The organism is Eoetvoesiella caeni, assembly GCF_003315175.1.
GTDB classification, from domain to species: domain Bacteria; phylum Pseudomonadota; class Gammaproteobacteria; order Burkholderiales; family Burkholderiaceae_B; genus Eoetvoesia; species Eoetvoesia caeni.
Genome location: NZ_QNRQ01000003.1, coordinates 246,838 through 267,075, shown reverse-complemented (window position 1 = coordinate 267,075; position 20,238 = coordinate 246,838). Strand labels below are relative to the sequence as shown.

Genomic DNA, 20,238 nt, shown 5'->3' with positions numbered 1-20,238 from the left:
GTCAGGTTACCTCCGTGCGGCGTGCAATGGTCAGCAAAAGTATGACAACCGCCACCAACAAGGGGAACAGGAACAAGGAGATTGCCGCCCCTTCGGCCAAGTCGCCGCCAGGGACTCCGGTAAAGAAGGCCAGGCTGGCCAGCACCTGGGTGGTGTCGAAGGGGCCGCCGCGAGTCAGGACATAGACGATGATCATGTCGGTAAACGTAAATACAATCCCGAACAACAACGCAATCAGCATTATCGGCAAGACCAGTGGAATATTGATGCGGAACAGATGGCGCCAGAAGCCGGCTCCATCCATATAGGCGGCGTCATGGATGTCTTGAGGAATGCTGGATAGCCCGGCCAGAATAATCACGGTGGCCAGCGGCAGCAGGCGCCATACGTCCACCATGACAATCGAGATCATCGCCAGGTCGGGTTGTCCCAGCCAGATCGGCCAGACGTTGGGGCCCAACAGGCCCAGCGCGCGCAGCGTCCAGTTGATGATGCTGTAGACCGGATCGAAAATCCATAGCCAGCCTATGGTGCCCAGGGAGATGGGCGCAACCCATGGCAACAGAATAAGCAGCCGCACCAGCCACTTGCCGCGAAAATCGTTGTACAGCGCCATCGCCAGAACCTTGGCCAGTATCACTACCACTACTTGCGAGACAATAGTGAAGACGAAGGTGTTCAGCATCGAACGCCAGAAAGTGCCGCTTTGGACAATGCGGTGGAAGTTGTCCAGGCCCACGAAGCTCAGTGTGGTGTTGCCGACGGTTGCGTTCGAAACGCTGTAGTACATGGAAAGCAAAAACGGAAACCCGACGAGCAGGGCTATGTAGACCACGGCTGGAGCCAGCATCCAGCGTCCCAGCCGGGCATCGTGCCCGCTTTGGCCTGGTGGCGGGGGGAGGGGCGTTGGCACTGCGGGGGCGGTGCTCATGGCGTGGCCTCGATGCGCAAGCCGGTGTTGGCGTCGAAGTAGCGCAGATCGCGCCGCCGTACGGCAAAATGGTAGTGTTCGCCAGCGGCAAGCGGCGTTTCGACGGTGCATGGAATACGCGAGATGACTTTGACTTGCGGCATGGGTGATTCCAGCGTGCCGTACAACAGCCTGTCGGATCCCAGGTTTTCGATGCGCGTAACGTGAAAGGGAAAGAGCTGCAGCGCATCGTTCTGCGCGGGATAGGCTTCTTGGGGCAAAAAGTGTTCAGGGCGAAACCCCATGGTGGGCCTGCCCTCTTGCTCTATCAGGTTCATGGGCGGGGCGCCGATGAAGGTGGCTACAAAGGTGTCGGCAGGCTCCTCGTACACTTGTTTGGGCGTGCCCAGTTGGTGAACGACGCCATGGTCCAGAATGGCAATGCGGTCGCCCAGCCCAAGCGCTTCGACCTGGTCGTGGGTGACATAAATGGTGGTGGTGGCCAGGCGCCGCTGAAATTGCTGCAATTCTTCGCGCGCGGCGATCCGCAGTTTGGCGTCCAGGTTGGACAAGGGTTCGTCCAATAAAAAGGCAGCTGGTTCACGCACCACGGCCCGTGCCAACGCGACGCGCTGGCGTTCACCGCCCGATAACTGGCGCGGCTTGCGTTGCAGCAGATGTCCTATCCCGAACATCTTGGCCGCCCAGTCCACTTTCTTGGCGATCTCGGCGCGGTTCATGCGCTGGGTCTGAAGCGGGAACGCGATATTGCGAGACACGCTTAAATGAGGGTAGAGGGCGTAGCTTTGGAACACCATGGCCATATTGCGGGCGCGTGGCGGCAGGTTTACCACGGACTGGCCGTCCAGCAGGATATCGCCCGATGTGGGCTGCTCCAGCCCGGCTATCATGCGCAGCAAGGTGGTTTTGCCAGAGCCCGAAGACCCCAGCAAAACCAGGAATTCCGCTTCATGCACCGATAAATCGATGCGGTCGACGGCATTGGTGCCGTCGAAGCGTTTGGTCAAAGCCCGGGTTTCCACAGTAGCCATTTTTCTTGTCCTTTAAATGCATGCCGGCTTTATGCGGGCTTGCCGAAAGGTCAAAGCGCGCCTTTCTGGCGCCATTTTTCAAAAATCCGCTTGCAAGTGGCGTGCGCGTCCTTGATAGCGTCTTCCGGGCTGATGTTGCCGGTGGCCGCTTTGGCGAACATGGTATTGAGCACCCAGGTATTGAAGATTTCGTCGGTGGCGGCGTTGGCGTATCCGGGATAGCCGACATTGGTGGCCTGGTTCATAAGCTGCCCGAGGACTTTGTATTTGTCATGCGGCTGGCCGTTGGGGTCGTCGGCAATGAGTTTTTCCAGGTCGGGCACGGTGCCCGGGAAGCTGGGGAAGTTATAGAATTGGCTGCTGAGAAAGCCCTGTCGGAAATTGTCGATGTAATCCACCAGGAATTTCTTGGCTCCGCTTATGTTCTTGGCAAATTTCCAGATTACATAGCAGTCCATCACGTGTTCCATGCCAATGCGCCGGGCCGGCCCTTTAAGCGCCTGGGTCAATTGAATATTGGGTGTGATCGGGATATGTTTGTTTTCACCTTCCCGAGTGATGGAGATGGCGTTCAGGCACAGCGAGACTTGGCCGGCCAGCATGGCACGGTTGTTGGACGACGCGTCCCAGGCCAGGACCTGTGGCGTCATGGTGTTTTCGTACAGCGACTTGACGAACTTGACGGCGTCCAGCGTTTGCTTGGAGTCCAGCACGACCTGGCTGTGTTCATCTTGCACCGAGCCGCCAAAGGCATACAGAATCGTGCGCATGGCCATGGCCGTGTCCAGTTCGGCCGAGAGGCCTATGCCTACGCCAAGATGGTGCTGCTGCTTGATTTTGGTGCCTGCCGCCAGCACATCGTCCCAGGTGTCGGGTGCGGCCATGCCCACGCTGTCCCAAAGATCTTTGCGGTAGTTGACCGGGTCGGGCACGAAGCTGTCCGAAAAGGCGTAGTACTTCTTGGTTTTGGGGTTGTAGGAACTATGCAGGGCCAAGGGAACGGGCTTGCCGTGTTTTCGCTCGCACTCTTCGTAGATTTCGCGGTGGTCGATAACCTGGTCTTCGTATGCAGGAGGTGGTGACAGGAACATGAACAGGTCGTGTCCCTGCTGGGCCGAGACTTCAGCCGCGGCGCGGGTGGCCAAGGCGGGAATGCCGACATGGTCGACAACGACATCAGTATCGTTTTTTTGGCCCCATTCCTTGACGTAGGTATGATCGAACCACTGGTCGTACGCGGGCACGAAGTGGTTCCACTGCAGTATTTTGAGGGTGTTCTTGGCTGCGTAGGCGTTGCGGATGAAGACAGGCCCGGCAATACTGGCCAGGCCGGCGGCGCCGACCGCTTTCAGGACGCGGCGTCTTTGAGTATCAGGGGGAGAGGCTGGCTGGACAATTTGTGTTGTACAGTCGGTTCGTATGGAGTCGTCTGCCATGGTTGTCTCCTTGTTTGAGAGAAGCAGGCATTCGTCCTGATCCGAGCAGCGAGTGCCCATACAGGAAATAATAATCTTCAGTGGGCACAAGATACAGAAATGCAAAGAACTTTTTCAAATATTACCGATGGGGGTTTTATGTCGTCCCAGAACACCGGGGTGACCGCCATTGTGCTGGCGGGAGGATTGGGCCGGCGCATGGGCGGGCCCAATAAGTTGCTGCTGCCCTTGCAAGGACAGACCGTGGTAAGGCGCACGGTGCGTCAAGCGCTGGCGTCGCGCTGTGCGCGGGTGCTTGTAGTGCTGGGCTTCGAGGCCGAGCGGGTGCGCCGCGAACTTGAAGGCTTGCCGGTCCAGTTCGTCCTGAACGAAGACTTCCAGGAGGGCATGGGGTCTTCGGTGCGCGCGGGTGCGGCGGCGGTGCCGGACGACAGCGCCGTGGTCGTGTGCTTGGCCGATATGCCGTTGGCCGGGGCGGACGTCATCGACGCCTTGATCGACGCCTATGAGACGGGCGGGGATATTCAGGCTTGCCAGCCGGTATATGAAGGCAAGCGCGGTAATCCGGTCTTGTGGGGCCCAGCCAGCTTGCCGGCCTTGCGCCAACTGCGCGGCGATGAGGGGGCCCGGCGGTTGTTGGGCGGATTGGGCCAAGGGCTGGCGCTGGTCGAGGTGGGTTCGGACGGCGTCCTGCTGGACGCCGATACGCCCGAAGACCTGCGGCATCTGGATAATCGGGCCGGCCTGGGGCGCGCCTGAGCGCCGCCGCAAGATTACTTGGCGCTTACGTAGTAGAATTTCAGCTTTAAGTTTTTGGCTTTTACGCAATGACAACCATACTCGAGAACGTTCCGGTCGGCCAAAAGGTCGGCATCGCTTTTTCCGGCGGACTGGATACCAGCGCGGCTTTGCTCTGGATGAAGCATAAAGGCGCCTTGCCTTACGCTTACACCGCAAACCTGGGCCAGCCCGACGAGTCCGACTACGATGCCATTCCCCGCCATGCGCTCGAGTACGGCGCCACCAAGGCGCGGCTGGTAGACTGCCGTGCTCAGTTGGTTGCCGAAGGCATTGCCGCCTTGCAGTGCGGTGCTTTCCACATCAGCACAGCCGGCGTTACGTACTTCAACACCACGCCTATCGGGCGCGCTGTCACAGGCACCATGCTGGTGGCGGCCATGAAGGAAGACGACGTCAATATCTGGGGCGACGGCAGCACATACAAGGGCAACGATATCGAACGTTTTTATCGCTATGGCCTGCTCACCAATCCGCAGCTTAAAATCTACAAGCCCTGGCTGGATCAAACCTTTATCGACGAACTCGGCGGCCGGGCCGAAATGTCCGAATACATGCGCGAGGCGGGTTTCGACTACAAAATGTCGGCCGAGAAAGCCTATTCAACCGATTCGAACATGCTGGGCGCCACCCACGAAGCCAAAGACCTCGAGCACCTGAGCTCGGGCATGCGCATCGTCAAGCCCATCATGGGCGTGGCTTTCTGGCGTGACGACGTTCAGGTCAAGGCCGAAGAAGTCACTGTTCGATTCGAAGAGGGTCGGCCGGTTGCACTGAACGGCGTCGAATATGCCGACAGCGTCGAACTTCTGCTTGAGGCCAACCGTATTGGCGGTCGCCACGGCCTGGGCATGAGCGACCAGATCGAAAACCGCATCATCGAAGCCAAGAGCCGCGGCATCTACGAAGCTCCGGGCCTTGCGCTGCTGCATATCGCCTACGAGCGCCTGGTCACAGGCATCCATAACGAAGACACCATCGAACAGTATCGCGTCAATGGCCTGAAGCTAGGCCGCTTGTTGTACCAGGGCCGCTGGTTCGACCCGCAAGCCATCATGCTGCGCGAATCGGCGCAGCGTTGGGTGGCGGGCGCCATCACCGGCGAAGTCACGCTGGAACTGCGCCGCGGCAACGACTACACGCTGCTGAACACCGAGTCGGCCAATCTTACCTATCAGCCCGAAAGGCTGACTATGGAAAAGGGCGCGTCCATGTTTTCGCCGCGCGACCGCATCGGCCAGCTTACGATGCGCAACCTGGATATTGTCGACACGCGCGAAAAACTGTTTACCTACGTGAAAGCCGGTTTGCTGGCGCCTTCGGGCGGCACGTCGCTGCCCCAGTTGAAAGACGCCAAAGAGCAGGGCAAAGACAAAAAATAATCGCAGTACCTGTCTGCGCTGTTTGCCGCTATTGGCATGAAAAAGGCCGGCATCCTTGTTTAGGGTTGCCGGCCTTTTTGTCGCCTGCGTGGGGCATCTTTTGCCGCCGGGCCGCCCCAAGGCAAAAAACGCCCCCTTGGGGGGCAGCAAGCCGCGTAAGTGGCGCAGCGTGGGGGCATTCTAGCTTTCAGTCGACCTGCCCAAGCAGCAGGAACTCCATCAGCGCTTTTTGAACATGCAGACGGTTTTCGGCTTCGTCCCAGACGACGCTTTGGGGGCCGTCGATGACGTCGCCGGTTACTTCTTCGCCACGGTGGGCGGGCAGACAATGCATGAAGACGGCCTTGCGGTCGGCCACGGCCATCATCTCGGCGTCAACGCACCAATCGTTGAAGGCGCGGCGACGATCGTCGTTTTCGGCCTCGTAGCCCATGCTGGTCCAGACGTCGGTAGTGACCAGGTGGGCGCCCTGGCAAGCCTCGAGCGGGTCGGAGAATTGCTGCAGTACGCCCGACGGCGGATTGCCAACGCGCCGGGCATCCAGCTCGTAGCCCTCAGGCGCGGAAACATGCAGGCGAAAGTCCAGCATCTCGGCGGCCTGCAGCCAGGTATAGGCCATGTTGTTGGCATCGCCTATCCAGGCAACGGTTTTACCCTTGATAGGGCCCAGGTGCTCGATAAAGGTGAATATGTCGGCCAGTATCTGGCAGGGGTGGAATTCGTTGGTCAGGCCGTTGATGACCGGCACGCGCGAATGCGCGGCAAAACGCTCGATACGCGTTTGTTCGAAGGTACGGATCATCACCAGGTCGACCATGCGCGAAATGACCCTGGCGGTGTCTTCGATAGGCTCGGAGCGGCCCAGTTGCGAATCTCCTGTGGTCAGGTGGATGACCGACCCGCCCAACTGATACATGCCGGCCTCGAACGAGACGCGGGTGCGCGTGCTGGCTTTTTCAAACACCATGGCCAGGTTGCGGTCGTGCAGGGTGTGGTGCGGCTGATAGCGTTTGAACTTGTCTTTGATGAGGTGGGCGCGCGCAAATACGTAGTTGATTTCATCGGTGGTCAAGTCGCTGAACTGCAGGAAATGACGCAGCGGGCCGGTTTGCGAAGTAGCGTGAGACATGTTGAGCCTTGATTCAAGGGTAGATACGTGTAGCAAGAGGCTATCATATACAATTGCGGCGCGCGGCGACAAACGCGGCGCGCTCAAAACAGTACGGGCAAAACAGTACAATAGGCACGTAGTTTCTGTAGGGTTCTATGTCAGTCTTAGTGCAGCAGTTCATCATTTTCGGCGTAACCAACGAAGGTAAACCGTTTCGTCCCAGCGATTGGGCCGAACGCCTTGCGGGCGTCATGTCCAGCTTCCGTCCTCCCGGTTCCACCGGCGGGCATCTTACTTATTCGCCTTATGTCGTTCCCATGGTCATCGACGGCATCCGCTGCGTGGTGGTCGACCATCGCCTGCGCGAGCTTGAACCCCTGGCCTGGAACTTCGTCTACGAATTCGCGCAGGACAACCATCTGAAAACGGCCGAAAAACAAATACAAGACCGAAGCCGCCCAGTTACCTGACTGGGCTTTTTTTATTTGGGCAGAGACGCGCAGCGGTGAAGCGTAGGGGCTTCTTCTTTTGCCGCCGGGCCGCCCCAAGGCAAAAGGCGCCCCCTTGGGGGGCAGCGAGACGCGCAGCGGTGAAGCGTGGGGGCTTCTTTTGCCGCCGGGCCGCCCCAAGGCAAAAGGCGCCCCCTTGGGGGGCAGCGAGACGCGCAGCGACGAAGCGTGGGGGCTTTCGTCCCTCTTTTGCTTTTCTACGGGTAAAACCATGATTGCGGAAAGCCGGCTATCCCGCTATTGTGTTCTAACCCTATATCCAGTGTACTGAATCTGCTTGGGCGCGGGGTTCCGATTTCATATTAAAAAGATGGAGGCTTAGGCAAAATGGTCAATTTCACTCTAAACGGCGAGGCGGTATCCGTGGATGTCGCCGACGATACGCCATTATTATGGGTCCTGCGCGAAAACCTCGAGCTTACCGGTACCAAGTTCGGTTGCGGCATTGCGCAATGCGGTGCCTGTACGGTGCACCTGGAGGGCCAGCCTACACGCTCTTGCGTGCTGCCCGTGGCGGCGGTCAAAGGCAAGAACATCACCACAATCGAAGGTCTCATGAAGACCGCGCCGGGCAAGGCGCTTGAAACGGCTTGGGTAGCAGAACAGGTCGCGCAATGCGGTTATTGCCAGTCGGGCCAGCTCATGACAGCCGCGGGCGTACTCAAAAACGCCAAGGGCCCTTTAAGCCGCGAAGAAGTCCTGGACCAGATGTCCGGCAATCTTTGCCGCTGCGGAACGTACAACCATATTGCGGCCGCCGTCGTCAATGCTCAGAAAGCCATCGCTTAAGGGGGGAATCATGGAACTTGAATCTACTTCGCGCCGCTCCTTCCTCGTTGGCAGCGGGTCTGTGGTCGTTGGCGTCATGGTGGGCGGCGCCGGTTTCGGCAGCCTGGTCCAGGCGGCCGAAACAGCCGCAAAAGGCAAGGGGGGCTATAGTCCCGTGGCGTGGGTCAGCATCGGCGCCGACAACAATACTATTATTTATTCGCCGGGATCCGAGATGGGACAGGGCACAATGACGTCCGTGCCTTCCATCCTGGCCGACGACATGGAACTGGATTGGGCCACGGTCACGGTCCAGAAGTCGCCCAGTAACGCTAAACTGTTCGGCAATCCCAAGTTCGGCGGCGGCATGGTTACCGGGTCGTCGCGTACGGTTGTCGGCTATTACGAAGTCATGCGCCTGGCCGGCCTGCAGGCCAAGCTGGTGCTGACAGGCGCCGCCGCACAGGCATGGGGCGTACCGGCTGGTGAAATCACGGCTGAAAAAAGCGTCTTGAAGCACGCCGCCAGCAAGCGTCAAATGACCTACGGCGAAGCGGCCGCGCAAATCAAGGCGCCGGTCGAACCGCCCAAAGTCGACAAGAGCATGCTTAAACCCATGTCCCGATTCAACATTATTGGCAAGGACATTACTCGTGTCGACGTAGCATCAAAGTCCAATGGCACGGCGCAGTTCGGTATCGATTTTCGCTTGCCCGACATGGTGTGGGCCGCCGTCATGCATACCCCGGTACAAGGCGAAAAACCCGTCACCGTGGACGATGCCGCGGCGCTGGCTGTCAAGGGCGTCAAGAAAATCGTCAAGTTGCCCAATGGGGTTGCCGTGGTGGCCAGCTCGTTTGCCATAGCGCGCAAAGCCCGCGATCTGCTTAAAGTGACATGGACGGACACCGCCAAGGCCCGCAGCTACAACAGCGAGGAAGCGCTTAAAGAATATGTGGCGCGTTCTGAAAAACTGGACGATGCCGGCGACGTCTGGGACAAGCGCGGCGACGCCGTTGCCGCTCTTAAAGGCGCGGCACGCAGCTTCCAGGCCACTTATACCAGCGATCACGTCGCGCAGTGCACCATGGAACCCATGAACTGTACCGCGCGCATCGATGGCGACAAGGCCGAGTTCTGGCTGCCGTCGCAATCGGCCAGCATTGTCGTCGGCACTGCGGCGGCGGTGGGCGGTTTCAAGCCGGAAAACATCACCGTAAATATCACGTTACTGGGCGGCGGCTACGGCCGCCGGGTCGAGGCCGACTATGCCGTGGATGCCATTTTCCTGGCCAAGGCCATGCCAGGGGTTCCCGTCCATGTAATCTGGACGCGCGAAGACGACTTCCAGCGCTCCCGGCCCAGGCCCATGACCGCCCAGCATTTGGTGGCCGGGGTCGACGACAAAGGCAAACTGGTCGGCTGGCGGCATCGCCTGGTGTCCGAAGGGATTTATTCCCGGGTCAGCGCCAAGGCCTACAAGGACGCCGGCAATAAGGACGCTCCCGTCATGGAAGGCGCCGATGGCGTGTACGAGGTGCCCGATCTGCTGATCGAGCATGGCCTTGAAACGCGAGGCGTGGACGTTTCATTCTGGCGCGGGGTAGGCGCAGGCTATACCAAGTTCGCCATTGAAACCTTCATCGACGAGATAGCGCAGGGGTTAGGCAAAGATCCACTGCAATTGCGGCTGGATTTAACTAGCAAGACGCCGCGTGCGCAAGCTGTGCTGCGTGAGGTCGCCAATATGGCGGGCTGGGACAAGCCTCGGCCCGATGGCAGGGCGCTGGGCCTGGCATTTTCGGACACCTGGACGACGTTCATTGCCATGGTTGCCGAAGTCTCGATCAAAGACGGGCGCCCATTGGTGCATCAAGTGTGGGCGGCGGTCGATTGCGGCCATGCCATTGCGCCCATCAACATTAGGGCGCAGGTCGAAGGGGCGGCTATTTTCGGCTTGTCGGCGCTGCTGAACGAAAGACTGGTCTACAAAGGCGGCGAAGCGCAATCGCACAACTTCAACCAATACACCTTGTTGCGCGCCAACCAGGCCCCACCAATCGAAGTCAAGGTCATGCCGACCGACAACCATCCGGGCGGCATGGGCGAGGTAGGCCTGCCGCCTATGGCGCCGGCAGTTGCCAATGCGGTGGCCAAGCTTACCGGCAAGCGCATCCGTTCACTGCCTTTTCCTAAAATCGTTTAGGCCGATAGCCTGAGCATCAGCGCAAAGGGGGAACAAGGTTAATGACCTTCCCCGTTTGCGCAAAAGCTATTGCGTTGTCGACAAGCAGGTTAAACATGTCGCGCCGGGTTTCGACGGTAGCGCTGGCCACATGCGGCTGCAAGAGCACATTGTCCAGGCTTTTAAGGGCATCCGGTACATGGGGCTCGGCTTCGAAGACATCCAGGCCTGCGGCGCCCAGCCTGCCTTCCTGCAAGGCCAGGGCCAATGCCGCTTCGTCAACGACCGACCCGCGCGCAATGTTCACCAATATGCCTTGCGGGCCCAGGGCGTCCAGCACGGGACGGTCGACCAGGTGGCGGGTGGCGGCGCCGCCGACCGTTGCCAGCACCAGAATGTCGGCCCACGAGGCCAGTTCAAGCAACGAGCCGGCATACTCCCACGGTACATCGCCGCGCGCCTTGCGGTTGTGATAGCGCAGTTGCATCTTGAAGCCCGCGGCGCGCTCGGCAATGGCTTGCCCTACACGGCCAAGGCCTACGATACCCAGTTTTTTCCCGGTGACCTTGTTGCTTAACGGGAACATGTTTTGCATGCTCCATTGGCTGGACCTTACATAGCGGTCGGCGGGCGCGATGTTGCGTGCCGTCCCCAGGATAAGAGCCCAGGCCATATCGGCTACGCAATCATTCAGGACGTCCGGCGTGTTGCTGACTTGTATGCCTTTGCCTTGCGCATGCAATACGTCTATGGAGTCGTAGCCAACGCCTACGCTGCAAATGGCACGCAAGTTGGGCAAACGGTCGATAAGCTCGGCCGGTGTAGAGGTAAGCGCGCTGCTCAGCAATACCGTAATGCTGTCCCGGTGCTGCTGGATGGCTGCGTCCGCGTCGGCGGCTTCCCATGGGCGGATGATGGTGAATGCCTGCTCCAGGCGAGCCTGTCCTTGCTCCGGCAAGGGGAAGTTGAACTGTTGCAGCAAGGTAGGCTTGGGCTGTGCCATGGCAGCTCTCCTTTTTATACTGGCTTGCGCCTGCCGCCTGCCGCCTGCCGCCTGCCGGGGAACGGCGGACAGTCGGGAGCGCGATGCGATCAATCGATCAAATAGCACACAGTTTATCCCGGGCGACCGCCAATAAAAAAACAGGACGCTCATGCGTCCTGTTCGTTGCGGGCGTTGGGCCTGCGGTTTTGCCAATTAAGCAGTGTACTTATCAGGCCAACGCTTTGACAGCAGCGGCAAGGCGGCTTTTATGACGGGCAGCCTTGTTTTTATGAATGATGTTTTTGTCGGCGATGCGGTCGATGACGCTGCTGGCTTTCTGGAAAACCTCGGTGGCAGCGGCTTTGTCGCCGGCTTCGATGGCCTGGCGAACGCGCTTGATGGACGTGCGCAGCATCGAGCGCAGGCTGGAATTATGTTTGTTAAGCGCTACGGATTGACGTGCGCGTTTGCGGGCTTGTGCTGTATTGGCCATAAATGTGTGCTTCTAACTTTTAAAGGTTGTCCAAGTTGCTACGTAGCGGTGCTTGTTTATATAGCGTGCCAGGTACCACACTGGGCCCTTAAGGCTGTTGCTGCGGCTATTGCCTTGCTGCATCAGCGCCTGCTGCTAAAAACTGCCTACCGCCAAATAGCTGCTCTTAAAGTAACTTAGATTAATTGGCAAAGAGGGTAAGTATATATTAGCGGGCACGCCTTGTAAAGTCTCTTGGGCGAAAGCCGCACAAGAACAACACCGCGAAATACACCAGTCCTGCCGCGGCCAGTACGCCGCCCAGCCATAATGCGCGCATTCCGGCGTGATTGCCCAGAGCCAACCAGTCCAGCCGTTGTTGGGCGGCAAACAGAACAGCGCTGAATACGGCGATTGCGGGCAGCAGGCGCAAAAAGAAGCGCCCCCATCCTGACCCTGGCCGGTATATTTTGCGCTTATACAGCATGAACAGCAGGAACAAGGCATTGACGGTGGCGCCCAGCCCAATGGACAGCGCCAGGCCGGCGTGCGCCAGCCATGGTACAAAAATGAGGTTGAACACCTGCGTCAGGATCAGCACGAATACTGCAATCTTCACCGGGGTGCGGATGTTTTGCTTGGCATAAAAGCCGGGAGCCAGGATTTTGACGGCCAGCAAGCCCAGCAGACCCACCGAGTAGGCCATGACGGCCAATTTCGTTTGGCCCACGTCATAGGCGCTGAACGCCCCGTAGTTGAACAAGGTGGCGACCAGCCCGTCGGCCAGCAGCGCCATGCCCAGTGCGGCCGGCAGGCCCAGCAGCACGATAAGGCGCAGTCCCCAGTTGAGCAGGGCGTTGTAGCCTTCAGCGTCGTCGCGCGCATGGGCCGCCGAGAGGCTGGGCAGCAGCACCGTCCCCAGGGCAATGCCCAGCAGCGCGGTGGGAAACTCCATCAGGCGGTCGGCGAACGACAGCCATGTGACGCTGCCGCTGGCCAGCCAGGTGGCAATATTGGTGTTGATCAGCAAGGAGATTTGCGCCACCGACACCCCCAGAATGGCCGGCAGCATTTGGCGCATGATGCGCTTGACAGTGGGGTCGGCCCACGCTTGGCGCAGCCTGAGCGAATAGCGCGGCAGCAGCCCCAGGCGCGCCAGCGCCATCCACTGTATAAGCAACTGGGCAATGCCGCCCAGCATGACGCCGATGGCTAGGGCGTAGATGGGGGTGTCGAACCAGGCAGTGATGAAAAGGCAACTGCCTATCATTGCCAGGTTCAGCAGCACCGGCGTAAACGCCGGCACGGCAAAGCGGCTCCAGGTATTGAGTACGCCCGATGCAAAAGCAACCAGCGACATGCAGACAATGTAGGGAAACATCATGCGCGTCATGTCGACGGCGGCGGAAAATTCATTTTGCTTGGAAGCGGCCAGCATGCCGCTGGCCATGGCGCTGACGACCCACGGCGCGGCCAGGATGCCCAATAGCGTGACCAGCATGAGGGCCGCGGTCAGCAGCAGGGCAACCTTGTCCAGCAGGGTGCGCACGTCTTCCGGCGATCCCTGGGTGCGCACCTGCCCGAGTATCGGAACGAAGGCCTGCGAGAAAGCGCCTTCTGCAAACAGGCGGCGAAGCAGGTTGGGAATGCGGAAGGCAACCCAGAACGCATCAGTAAGTGGCCCGGCGCCGAACGAACTGGCGATCAGTATGTCGCGGATCAATCCTGTGATCCGGGACAGCATGGTCAGGCCGCTGATCGTCGCGGCCGAGCGTAGCAGGCTCATGGCGATATGTCGGCGGCTTTGATGCGGGTAGTGGCCAAGGCCGGCTTACTTTGGCGCCATGCGGATGGCGCCGTCCAGCCTGATGGTTTCGCCATTGAGCATTTCGTTGCCGATGATGCTGTTGACCAGCTTGGCGTAGTCTTCCGGACGGCCCAGGCGCGAAGGGAACGGGATGCTGGCGGCCAGCGAATCTTGCACTTCCTGGGGCATGCCGAAAACCATGGGTGTGCCGAAAATGCCGGGGGCGATAGTAACGCAACGGATGCCCAGCTTGGACAAGTCGCGCGCGATGGGCAGGGTCATGCCAGCAACGCCGGCCTTGGAGGCGGCATAGGCGGCCTGCCCGATTTGCCCGTCATAAGCCGCTACCGACGCGGTGTTGATCAGCACTCCGCGCTCGCCGGTGGGCTCGGGCGTGTTTTCCGCCATGGCGGCGGCGGCCAGGCGCGACATATTGAAGGTGCCTACCAGGTTGATCATGATGACCTTCTGGAATAGGTCCAGGGGGTGCGGTCCGTTCTTGCCTACGGTGCGCGAAGCCGGCGCCACGCCGGCGCAGCTGACCAGCCCGAACAGGCTGCCCAATTTAAGGGCAGCCGCAATCACGGCCTGGCCATCGGCTTCCTGGGTAACGTCGCAATGTACGTAAGTCTGGCCCAGTTCGGCGGCCAGCTTCTGGCCGGCCTCGTCCTGGACGTCGGCCAGCACCACTTTGGCGCCTTCGGCAACCAGCATGCGGGCAGTGCCTGCGCCCAAACCCGAAGCGCCGCCGGTAACGATAAACACTTTGTTCTTGATTTCCATAGTCTCGTGTATGTTGATCTAGTTAATTTGGAGACGCGCAGGTAAGGGATGAACCCGCTTGCGCGTTGCTGTGCACATTCAGGCCTGCAAGGCCTGGGCAATACGGGCCTGGATTTCGTCCACCGAGCCCACGCCCGACACTTGCCGGAATGCCGGGGCCTGGCTGGCGCCCGAATTGGCCCAACTCGAGTAGTACTCGACCAGCGGGCGGGTTTGTTCCTGGTAGACGGCCAGCCGATGACGCACGGTTTCTTCGCGGTCATCGTCGCGCTGCACCAGAGCTTCGCCGGTTACGTCGTCGATACCCGCCGTTTTGGGCGGGTTGAACGTAACATGGTAGCTGCGGCCGCTAGCCGGGTGCACGCGCCGCCCGCTCATGCGCTCGATGATGTTTTCTTCGGGCACGACGATTTCAACTACATAGTCCAGCGCGATATTGGCTTCTTTAAGCGCATCGGCTTGCGGAATAGTGCGTGGAAAACCGTCGAAAAGGTAGCCGTGCTCGCAGTCGGGCTGTTTCAGGCGGTCGCGTACCAGGCCGATGATAAGATCGTCGGACACCAGTCCGCCCGCGTCCATGACTTTTTTGGCTTCCAGGCCCAGCGGCGTTTGCGCCTTGACAGCGGCGCGCAACATATCGCCCGTGGAAATTTGGGGTATTCCGAATTTCTGGGTGATGAACGCAGCTTGGGTGCCTTTGCCGGCGCCGGGGGGACCGAGCAGAATCAGTCGCATGAATACCTCCTGAGGAATGCTTATTTTTAATTTTTCCGATTATGCCGCAACGCAACAATTTATGCACGATCTTGGCGGCCGGAATGGTTTAAAGACAGCTTGAACAAGTCTGGACAAATGGCGCCGGCTTTGGGGGCGGAGCCGTTTGGCACGAACGAACGCGCTGCGAGATTTTTTCAGGCTGTCCTTAATTCGAAGACGATTTATAACCGATTTGCAAAGATGTTGCGTACTCTTTCCAGATCTTCCTGCGTATCGACGCCCGCGGCGGGATGTTCGCGAGCAGTGAGGACGGCAATAGCGTAGCCATTTTCGAGCGCCCGTAATTGTTCAAGCGACTCGAAGTGCTCCAGCGGACCGACAGGCAGGGCGGGAAATATTTTGAGAAAGCTGGCGCGGTATGCGTACAAGCCGATATGGTGCAGTGCGGGAAGCTTGGGTGCCAGGCGCTGCTGCCCGTCGGCCAGCTCGTCCCGGGCCCAGGGTATGGGCGCACGCGAAAAATACAAAGCTCGTTGCCGCGCGTCGCACACTACTTTAACGGCGTTGGGGTTGAACAGGGTTTGCGTGTTGCCGATGGGGGCCGCACATGTGGCAATGGCCGCGTCGGGATCCTGCGCAAGCAATTGAGCAACCGCGTTGATTTGCGCCGGGTCGATCAGCGGCTCGTCGCCCTGGACATTGACGACTATGGTGTCGCCGCTCCAGCCCATCTGCTGGGCGACCTCGGCCAGGCGGTCGGTTCCGGTAGCGTGATCGGCGCGAGTCAGCGCGGCATCGAAACCGTGCGCCATGGCGGCCGCCTGGATGGCGGGGTCGTCGGTGGCGATGATGACGCGCGCGGCCTGTGATCTGGCTGCCTGCTCGGCTGTGCGCACCACCATGGGTTTGCCGGCGATGTCCAGCAGCGGCTTGCCGGGCAGCCTGGTCGAGGCGGCGCGAGCGGGAATGACTGCAACGAAGCTCACGCGGCGTCCGGGGACGGCGCAGGTTGCAAGGAACGCGCTTCGCTTTCCAGCATGACCGGTATGCCGTCCCGGACGGGAAAGGCAAGCCGGTCCGCAGCGCAAATCAGTTCGTGGTTTTCGCGGTCGTGGCTTAAGGGGCCTTTGCACAGCGGACAAACCAGGATTTCGAGCAAGTGAGAGTCCACAAGCGGCTCCAAGTAAACGTCAAACCAAGAGTTTAATGCCGCCGGCCTTTTTTTTCTCGGTTATGGCATGCAATTTTTCATTTAGTCCGTCCAGCCAGCCAATATCTGAAAACTGCGGGGCGACGTTGACCACCCAAATACGGGGATCATTAAAGCGCGCGCATTTCACTGCGTCCTTGGCCGTGATCAAAATCACGTCGGCGTTCAGCGCGGTGAACGGCGAGCTGCTGTAGGGATCGTGGTCGGGCAAGGCTATTGCGGCGTCCAGACGCAGGCCGTGGCCGCGCAGCATGGAAAAGAAGCGGTCGGGCTGGCCTATGGCCGCAACGGCGGCAATCGTGCCCGCCGCGTGGCGCGCCAACCATTCTGGCCAGGTGGCGCTTAGGTCCGAGGCCAGATGTTCGACGCGTTCGGGTTGCAGCCTCATGCAAAGTTGCAGCGCACCGACGGGCAAAGGAGGCGGAGCCGGCTGGCTGGCGGCCACGTTGGTAATCAGGTAGTCAACCTGGGCCAGTTTGGCGGCCGGTTCGCGCAACGGGCCGGCGGGCAGCATGCGCCCATTGCCCAGGCCGCGCGCATCTTGCACGACAATTTCCACATCGCGTTGCAAAGCCAGGTGCTGCAGTCCATCGTCCGAGATAATCACGTCCACCTCGGGGTGGGCGCGCACCAGCGCCTGAACCGCCAGGACGCGCGATGGATGAACCGCCAGCGGAGCTCCGGTGCTGCGTGCAATCAGGGCCGGTTCGTCGCCGAAGCCGGCCGCATCAAGCCGGCCTTGCCCGACCTTGGCCCGAGCTTCGAGCTTGACGCCGTAGCCTCGGCTGACAATGCCGGGGTGCCAGCCCTTGGCCCGGAGCGCCTGGGTCAGGGCAATGACGACTGGCGTTTTTCCGGTGCCGCCGACGAGGATATTGCCCACCACCACGATCGGCCGCGGACCTGCAGGCCAGTAGCTGGCTTGCTTGCGATAGCGCTTCTGCTTATATAGAACCGCCAGATGCGCCAGCCATGACAAAGGCAGCAGCAAAGTGCTGGCCAAGCCTTTGGTTTGCCACATGCGGTGTATGCCGTCCACAAGGCGTGCCGTTGCTTTCAAGGCGTGCTCTGGGTGGCGAAGTTGACGCGATGAATGCCGGCCTGGCGCGCGGCTTCCATCACCCGCACTACCGATTCGTGCGAGCTTAGCGCGTCGGCGTTGATGATTAGCGTGGCGTCTTCTGTCTTCTTGGCGTCATTTTGCAGGGCGGCGGCAATGTCGGCGGTTTCGCGCCCTGAAATCAATTGACCGTCCAGCGCGTACAGCCCATCCTGGCTGACCGCGATATTGATGGCCTGCTTGTCGCTGGAGGCGTCGGCGCTGGCTTCTGGCAGGGCGATCTTCAACTGGCTGATGCGGGTGAACGACGTGGTCGCCGCAAGAAAAATAAGAATGACGAGCAGCACGTCGATCAGCGGGATCAGGTTGATGTCCAGGTCGTCCTGGTTGCGGTGTCTGCGGCGAAAATTCATGTGGCGGCTCCGGCCGAAGGCCTGGGGATTTTCATGGCGGCTAGCCTTGCCGGCGAGGCGGCTCTTTGCCCAGCATACGATTCAGCGCGCTGGCCTGGCGTTCCATCTGGTGCAGAAAGTGTTCGACCCGGGAACGGAAGTAGCGGTGGAATATCAAGGCTGGAATAGCGATAAGTATGCCGAAGCCGGTGTTGTACAGCGCAATGGAAATGCCGCGCGCCAGTTGCGAGGGATCCGCGCCGCTGGGCGAATAGGCGCCGAAAATCTCTATCATGCCGACGACCGTGCCAAATAGCCCCAGCAACGGCGACACGACGGCCACGGTACCCAGGGCCGGCAGGTAGCGGTTTAGGCGGTGCGAGACGTCGGCGCCCGCATCCTCAATGGCGGTTTGGCGCAGGTGCTGGGGTTCGGCGTTGACTGCGACGACTTCGGCCAAGATGCGGCCCAGGGCGGAATCGGCCGCCAGCAAGCGCAGGGCTTCCGGGGTGTCTTTGCCCTGGCGGACCATGTCCATGACCTGGGACAGCAGGTCGGGCGGCAATATCAGCTTTTTCCGCAGAGAGAGAAAGCGCTCGATGATAAGGGCCAGCCCGAATACCGACGTAAACAGCAGCAGCCAAATGGGCCACCCGGCATCATGCATGATCTCAAGCAAGGTTGTTCTCCGCCGTGCAACGGCTGTTAGTGTAATGGGAATTGCATAATTCTAATGGTAGTTTAGCTCTTGCAGACAAAGCCTTATCCGCAAAATGGCGTAGTACTTGCGTCGCGAGAAATCGACTGCCCATAAAGTCCGTATAGCGCCAAAAAAGAAGCTAAAGTCGCATGCCGCAATGCTCTTGGGCGTCTATCCACAGAAACTGTGGATAATTATGTGCATAAGTGGGCGGATAGGCTTGCTTTGATTGGCCTGGAGGTTCGGTGGCTAATTTAAGTCCACTGATCATTTTTTACAAAAAACATTTAATATCAAATGGTTAGAGTTTTTATTTAATACTTTTTTTAGATTTGGCCTAGATTGGCATGATATTTCACTAAGATGACGATCTCTTGTTTCCTGTGGACAGAGTTTCAGGACTCTATTTAAATAATCAAGCCGGCAGGGGGGGGGTCGGGGTTCCCCCCCGGTTCTTTACCGGCTTGCCTGCGTGCTCCGGCACTGCCATCCATCGCCGGCCTACGGTATTATCCAGGGATTCATTTCATGGTTGCCTTCTCCGCCTTTTGCCGGATAGGCGCCGCGTTCATTTCCAGGATATTTGCGTGCTGAAAAACGAAATCGTCTTGTCCGTCGGGCAGCTTAACCGGCAGGTCGGCCAACTGCTGGAAGGGCATTTTTCACAGATATGGGTAAAAGGCGAGGTCTCGAATTTCACTCAGGCCGCCTCGGGGCATTGGTACTTCACCATAAAGGACGAACGTGCCTCGGTGCGGGCCGTCATGTTCCGCGGCCGTGCTTCGGCGGTGGGGTTCGTGCCCAAGGCAGGCGAACGCTTCGAGTTCCGGGCCTCGGTCACTTTGTACGAAGCCCGCGGCGACTATCAACTGCAGGTCGAAACCCTGAGACGGGCGGGGCTGGGCGATTTGCACGAAGCTTTTCTGCAATTAAAGGAAAAGCTGGCCGCCGAAGGCCTCTTCGACACCGACCGCAAGCGGCCGATCCCCGCCATACCCAGAACCGTCGGCGTCATTACGTCGCTGGCTGCCGCGGCGTTGCGCGATGTGCTGTCGGCGCTGGAGCGCCGCGCCCCGCAAGTGCATATCATTATTTATCCTGCGCCGGTACAAGGCGCAGCCGCGGCGGGGCAATTGGCCGAGGCGTTGAATGCGGCAATACAGCGCAACGAGGTCGATACGCTTTTGCTGGTACGCGGTGGGGGCAGCCTGGAAGATCTCTGGAGCTTTAACGACGAGACCTTGGCGCGCGCCATCGCGGCCAGCCCCATTCCGATAATTTGCGGGGTAGGGCACGAGACGGACTTCACCATTGCCGATTTTGTCGCCGACATTCGCGCTCCGACCCCAACTGCGGCCGCCGAGCTTTGCTGTCCGCCCCGCCAGACGCTGCTGACGCATGTCGCCGCGGCGGTTGGCTCCTTGACCGCACAACAGTTGCGCTTGATCGAGCGCGCATCCCTCAGGCTTGACCGGGCTTTGGCCATGCTGGTTTCTCCGCAACAGCGCCTTGCGCAGCAAAGCGAGCGTTTGCAGGTCTTGAAGAACAGGCTGGCGCGTGCGGCGGGGGCGCCCTACGAAAGGCGTGCGGCAAGCCTGGACGCGCTGCAATCGCGCTTAATGCGTGCCGCGCCGCAATCGGCGCGCCTGCGCCGCGAATTGCAGCATAACGTTTTGCGCTTGTCCGCCGCGGCCCCGCGTCAACTGGCGCAGCAAGGTGCGCGTTTGTCGGCGGCCTTTCTGACCTTGCAGGCTTTGAGCCCCGCCAAGATTCTGGGCCGCGGCTATGCCATAGTGCGCGATGCCCAAGGAGAGGTGGTAAAAAATGCGTTAGACTTAAGTAAGGGAGACCGCCTCAATCTGGAATTGGCACAAGGCAGTACTGATGTCGAAGTGCTGCGCGCATCCAGTTTATTGTAGGACTTGGCCGTCCCGCGTCCTTGACGCCGGGCATACCAGATC

20 protein-coding genes are annotated in these 20,238 nt (G+C 59.7%); 6 read left to right on the top strand and 14 right to left on the bottom strand.

Going from position 1 to position 20,238, the window contains the following annotated elements:
* Position 1 precedes the first annotated feature (1 nt).
* Genes DFR37_RS07785 through DFR37_RS07775 form a run of 3 tightly spaced genes read right to left on the bottom strand, consistent with a single transcriptional unit; the run spans position 2 to position 3,398 of the window.
* Entirely contained in the window at positions 2-931 is a 930-nt protein-coding gene (locus DFR37_RS07785; protein ID WP_113932660.1) for a carbohydrate ABC transporter permease, read from the bottom strand.
* Positions 928-1,962 (bottom strand): ABC transporter ATP-binding protein, encoded by a 1,035-nt coding sequence (locus DFR37_RS07780; RefSeq protein ID WP_113932659.1) that lies wholly within the window; start codon positions 1,960-1,962, stop codon positions 928-930. The genes DFR37_RS07785 and DFR37_RS07780 overlap by 4 nt, the downstream gene beginning before the upstream one ends.
* 50 nt (positions 1,963-2,012) lie before the next feature.
* Positions 2,013-3,398, bottom strand: a complete 1,386-nt coding sequence (locus tag DFR37_RS07775) for an ABC transporter substrate-binding protein (RefSeq protein ID WP_113932658.1) — start codon at positions 3,396-3,398, stop codon at positions 2,013-2,015.
* A gap of 138 nt (positions 3,399-3,536) precedes the next feature.
* Between DFR37_RS07775 and DFR37_RS07770 the strand changes: the two genes are divergently transcribed.
* Together DFR37_RS07770 and argG are read left to right on the top strand one after the other, a co-directional pair.
* Entirely contained in the window at positions 3,537-4,157 is a 621-nt protein-coding gene (locus DFR37_RS07770) for a nucleotidyltransferase family protein (RefSeq protein WP_170139856.1), read from the top strand.
* A gap of 68 nt (positions 4,158-4,225) precedes the next feature.
* Complete coding sequence (gene argG, locus DFR37_RS07765; protein ID WP_113932656.1) at positions 4,226-5,578, top strand: argininosuccinate synthase; 1,353 nt, start codon at positions 4,226-4,228, stop codon at positions 5,576-5,578.
* Between the two features lie 187 nt (positions 5,579-5,765).
* On the opposite strand, the gene argF is transcribed toward argG, so the two are convergent.
* Entirely contained in the window at positions 5,766-6,707 is a 942-nt protein-coding gene (gene argF / locus DFR37_RS07760; protein WP_113932655.1) for an ornithine carbamoyltransferase, read from the bottom strand.
* A 137-nt stretch (positions 6,708-6,844) separates the two neighbouring features.
* Between argF and DFR37_RS07755 the strand changes: the two genes are divergently transcribed.
* The 3 genes from DFR37_RS07755 to DFR37_RS07745 all read left to right on the top strand — a co-directional run bounded on the left by DFR37_RS07755 (position 6,845) and on the right by DFR37_RS07745 (position 10,172).
* Positions 6,845-7,159 carry a DUF3579 domain-containing protein gene (locus DFR37_RS07755; protein WP_113932654.1) on the top strand — a complete coding sequence of 105 codons (315 nt, stop codon included), beginning with the start codon at positions 6,845-6,847 and terminating at the stop codon, positions 7,157-7,159.
* Positions 7,160-7,525: 366 nt separating this feature from the next.
* A complete protein-coding gene (locus tag DFR37_RS07750; RefSeq protein WP_113932653.1) occupies positions 7,526-7,987 on the top strand; it encodes a (2Fe-2S)-binding protein in 462 nt (153 codons plus the stop codon).
* A 10-nt stretch (positions 7,988-7,997) separates the two neighbouring features.
* Positions 7,998-10,172, top strand: a complete 2,175-nt coding sequence (locus tag DFR37_RS07745) for a xanthine dehydrogenase family protein molybdopterin-binding subunit (protein ID WP_170139855.1) — start codon at positions 7,998-8,000, stop codon at positions 10,170-10,172.
* Positions 10,173-10,188: 16 nt separating this feature from the next.
* Here DFR37_RS07745 and DFR37_RS07740 read toward each other — a convergent pair whose 3' ends face one another.
* The 10 genes from DFR37_RS07740 to DFR37_RS07695 all read right to left on the bottom strand — a co-directional run bounded on the left by DFR37_RS07740 (position 10,189) and on the right by DFR37_RS07695 (position 18,256).
* On the bottom strand, positions 10,189-11,154 hold the full coding sequence (locus DFR37_RS07740) for a 2-hydroxyacid dehydrogenase (protein ID WP_113932651.1): 966 nt from the start codon (positions 11,152-11,154) through the stop codon (positions 10,189-10,191).
* 211 nt (positions 11,155-11,365) lie between these two features.
* Entirely contained in the window at positions 11,366-11,629 is a 264-nt protein-coding gene (gene rpsT, locus DFR37_RS07735; RefSeq protein ID WP_113932650.1) for a 30S ribosomal protein S20, read from the bottom strand.
* A 208-nt stretch (positions 11,630-11,837) separates the two neighbouring features.
* Positions 11,838-13,394 carry a murein biosynthesis integral membrane protein MurJ gene (gene murJ, locus DFR37_RS07730; RefSeq protein ID WP_113932649.1) on the bottom strand — a complete coding sequence of 519 codons (1,557 nt, stop codon included), beginning with the start codon at positions 13,392-13,394 and terminating at the stop codon, positions 11,838-11,840.
* Positions 13,395-13,439: 45 nt separating this feature from the next.
* Complete coding sequence (locus DFR37_RS07725) at positions 13,440-14,198, bottom strand: 3-hydroxyacyl-CoA dehydrogenase (protein ID WP_113932648.1); 759 nt, start codon at positions 14,196-14,198, stop codon at positions 13,440-13,442.
* Positions 14,199-14,276: 78 nt separating this feature from the next.
* The gene (gene adk / locus DFR37_RS07720) at positions 14,277-14,933 is read right to left on the bottom strand and encodes an adenylate kinase (RefSeq protein WP_113932647.1); all 657 of its coding nucleotides are present in this window, start codon (positions 14,931-14,933) and stop codon (positions 14,277-14,279) included.
* Between the two features lie 203 nt (positions 14,934-15,136).
* Positions 15,137-15,901: a 3-deoxy-manno-octulosonate cytidylyltransferase gene (gene kdsB / locus DFR37_RS07715; RefSeq protein ID WP_113932646.1), complete on the bottom strand. Its 765-nt coding sequence runs from the start codon at positions 15,899-15,901 to the stop codon at positions 15,137-15,139.
* The gene (locus tag DFR37_RS07710; RefSeq protein WP_113932645.1) at positions 15,898-16,086 is read right to left on the bottom strand and encodes a Trm112 family protein; all 189 of its coding nucleotides are present in this window, start codon (positions 16,084-16,086) and stop codon (positions 15,898-15,900) included. The genes kdsB and DFR37_RS07710 overlap by 4 nt, the downstream gene beginning before the upstream one ends.
* Before the next feature lie 19 nt (positions 16,087-16,105).
* On the bottom strand, positions 16,106-17,146 hold the full coding sequence (gene lpxK, locus DFR37_RS07705; protein ID WP_113932871.1) for a tetraacyldisaccharide 4'-kinase: 1,041 nt from the start codon (positions 17,144-17,146) through the stop codon (positions 16,106-16,108).
* Positions 17,147-17,181: 35 nt separating this feature from the next.
* The gene (locus DFR37_RS07700; RefSeq protein WP_113932644.1) at positions 17,182-17,598 is read right to left on the bottom strand and encodes an ExbD/TolR family protein; all 417 of its coding nucleotides are present in this window, start codon (positions 17,596-17,598) and stop codon (positions 17,182-17,184) included.
* A 40-nt stretch (positions 17,599-17,638) separates the two neighbouring features.
* Positions 17,639-18,256: a MotA/TolQ/ExbB proton channel family protein gene (locus tag DFR37_RS07695; RefSeq protein WP_113932643.1), complete on the bottom strand. Its 618-nt coding sequence runs from the start codon at positions 18,254-18,256 to the stop codon at positions 17,639-17,641.
* Positions 18,257-18,864: 608 nt separating this feature from the next.
* On the opposite strand from DFR37_RS07695, the gene xseA reads away from it, so the two are divergent.
* Positions 18,865-20,196 (top strand): exodeoxyribonuclease VII large subunit, encoded by a 1,332-nt coding sequence (gene xseA, locus DFR37_RS07690; protein WP_242341754.1) that lies wholly within the window; start codon positions 18,865-18,867, stop codon positions 20,194-20,196.
* Positions 20,197-20,238: the final 42 nt, after the last annotated feature.

Excerpts from the sequence above, each read along its gene's own strand:
- DFR37_RS07785 (WP_113932660.1), bottom strand. The coding sequence starts at position 931 with ATGAGCACCGCCCCCGCAGTGCCAACGCCCCTCCCCCCGCCACCAGGC.
- DFR37_RS07780 (WP_113932659.1), bottom strand. The coding sequence starts at position 1,962 with ATGGCTACTGTGGAAACCCGGGCTTTGACCAAACGCTTCGACGGCACC.
- DFR37_RS07775 (WP_113932658.1), bottom strand. The coding sequence starts at position 3,398 with ATGGCAGACGACTCCATACGAACCGACTGTACAACACAAATTGTCCAG.
- DFR37_RS07770 (WP_170139856.1), top strand. The coding sequence starts at position 3,537 with ATGTCGTCCCAGAACACCGGGGTGACCGCCATTGTGCTGGCGGGAGGA.
- argG (WP_113932656.1), top strand. The coding sequence starts at position 4,226 with ATGACAACCATACTCGAGAACGTTCCGGTCGGCCAAAAGGTCGGCATC.
- argF (WP_113932655.1), bottom strand. The coding sequence starts at position 6,707 with ATGTCTCACGCTACTTCGCAAACCGGCCCGCTGCGTCATTTCCTGCAG.
- DFR37_RS07755 (WP_113932654.1), top strand. The coding sequence starts at position 6,845 with ATGTCAGTCTTAGTGCAGCAGTTCATCATTTTCGGCGTAACCAACGAA.
- DFR37_RS07750 (WP_113932653.1), top strand. The coding sequence starts at position 7,526 with ATGGTCAATTTCACTCTAAACGGCGAGGCGGTATCCGTGGATGTCGCC.
- DFR37_RS07745 (WP_170139855.1), top strand. The coding sequence starts at position 7,998 with ATGGAACTTGAATCTACTTCGCGCCGCTCCTTCCTCGTTGGCAGCGGG.
- DFR37_RS07740 (WP_113932651.1), bottom strand. The coding sequence starts at position 11,154 with ATGGCACAGCCCAAGCCTACCTTGCTGCAACAGTTCAACTTCCCCTTG.
- rpsT (WP_113932650.1), bottom strand. The coding sequence starts at position 11,629 with ATGGCCAATACAGCACAAGCCCGCAAACGCGCACGTCAATCCGTAGCG.
- murJ (WP_113932649.1), bottom strand. The coding sequence starts at position 13,394 with ATGAGCCTGCTACGCTCGGCCGCGACGATCAGCGGCCTGACCATGCTG.
- DFR37_RS07725 (WP_113932648.1), bottom strand. The coding sequence starts at position 14,198 with ATGGAAATCAAGAACAAAGTGTTTATCGTTACCGGCGGCGCTTCGGGT.
- adk (WP_113932647.1), bottom strand. The coding sequence starts at position 14,933 with ATGCGACTGATTCTGCTCGGTCCCCCCGGCGCCGGCAAAGGCACCCAA.
- lpxK (WP_113932871.1), bottom strand. The coding sequence starts at position 17,146 with ATGTGGCAAACCAAAGGCTTGGCCAGCACTTTGCTGCTGCCTTTGTCA.
- DFR37_RS07700 (WP_113932644.1), bottom strand. The coding sequence starts at position 17,598 with ATGAATTTTCGCCGCAGACACCGCAACCAGGACGACCTGGACATCAAC.